Source organism: Streptomyces griseorubiginosus, assembly GCF_017614965.1.
Classification (GTDB): Bacteria; Actinomycetota; Actinomycetes; order Streptomycetales; family Streptomycetaceae; genus Streptomyces; species Streptomyces griseorubiginosus_B.
On sequence record NZ_WVUG01000621.1, the window covers coordinates 1 to 1,667 of the forward strand.

A 1,667-nucleotide genomic window follows, 5' to 3' on the forward strand; every position below is an offset into this window, starting at 1 on the left:
CGGCGGGGTTGTGCGGGGCGCCGTTCTTGCCGAGAGCGGCGGTGCCGATGCTTCCGTGGTCGGCACCAGCACCGACGTATATGGCGGCCGAAAGGCCCACGATCAGAGCGACGATCGCGGAAAGCAGGGCATAACCATGACGCTTGGTCATGCGGTGCGTGTCTCCTCAGACAAATGGGAGCCCGAGGCTCCGAAGTGATCATCCCAATGATGACAGACGCCGGGAACTCCCCGTCCGTTCCAGGAGTCGGTCAGGAAGGGACAATGTGTGCAGGGGATCACGAACGGGTGGATGGATGGAACATACGAAAGCGGATGAAAAAGGGACGGATGGCGTAGTGGAGTCGGACTCGGAATCGGTGTCGGAGTCGGAGCCGGAGTCGATAGCGCCTGCGGACGGTGCTCGGTCGGTTCCCTCCGGCGGTCGGGCCGTCCCGGCCACCGCCGCCCGCGCCATGAACACCTTCACCGCCGCCGACGAGGAGCGGCAGCGCGGGGTGCGCCGGATGAAGCTCACGGCGACCGGGCTGCTGCTGTTCGTGGCCGTGGTGTACGTCCTCGCCACATGGGCGGACAACTCCGGCGCCGGTGCGTGGGCCGCGTATGTCGCCGCCGCCTCCGAGGCCGGCATGGTGGGCGCGCTCGCCGACTGGTTCGCGGTCACGGCGCTGTTCCGCCACCCGCTGGGCCTGCCCATCCCGCACACCGCGATCATCCCGACGAAGAAGGACCAGCTGGGGGTGTCCCTGGGTGAGTTCGTCGGCGAGAACTTCCTCTCCGAGGACGTCGTACGGCAGCGGTTGCGCGCCGTCGGCATAGGCAGCCGGCTGGGCGCTTGGCTCGCCGACCCCGAGCACGCCGACCGGGTGACCGCGGAGCTGTCGGCCGCGCTGCGGGGCGCGCTGACCGTGCTGCGGGACTCGGACGTCCAGGCGGTGGTCGGCGAGGCGATCACGCGGCGGGCCGACGCGCAGGAGATCGCGCCCGGGATCGGGAAAATGCTGGAGAAGGTCGTCGCGGACGGGGGGCACCGGCGGGTCGTCGACCTCGTCGTGACGCGGGCGCACGACTGGCTCGTCTGGCACGACACCGAGATCATGGACGCCGTGCAGGGCGGGGCGCCCGGGTGGACTCCGCGGTTCGTCGACAAGAAGGTCGGCGAGCGGGTCTACAAGGAGCTGCTGCGGTTCGTCACCGAGATGCGGGACATGCCGTCGCATCCGGCGCGCGGGGCTCTGGACCGGTTCCTGTCCGACTTCGCCTCCGACCTGCAGTCCGACACGGACACGCGGGCGCGCGTCGAGCGGCTGAAGGGGGAGGTGCTGGGGCGGGGCGAGGTGCAGGACCTCATCGCCTCCGCGTGGACGGCCGTACGGTCGATGATCGTCGCCGCGGCCGAGGACGAGCGCAGTGAGCTGCGGCTGCGGGTGCGGGCGTCTCTGCTGTCGCTGGGGGCGCGGATGGCCGTCGATCCGAAGGTGCAGGGGAAGGTCGACGGGTGGGTGGAAGGGGCGGCGGTGTACGTCGTCAGCACCTACCGCAAGGAGATCACCTCGCTCATCACGGACACGGTGGCCGGGTGGGACGCCGAGCACACCACGCGGAAGATCGAGGCGCACATCGGGCGGGACCTGCAGTTCATCCGGATCAACGGCACGGTGGTGGGG

Annotated in this window: 1 protein-coding gene; it reads left to right on the forward strand. The window is 69.9% G+C overall.

The features are described 5' to 3' along the window. Positions 1-455: 455 nt before the first annotated feature. The coding region (locus GRC12_RS44240; RefSeq protein ID WP_208786065.1) for a DUF445 domain-containing protein at positions 456-1,667 on the forward strand (1,212 nt) is incomplete at its 3' end.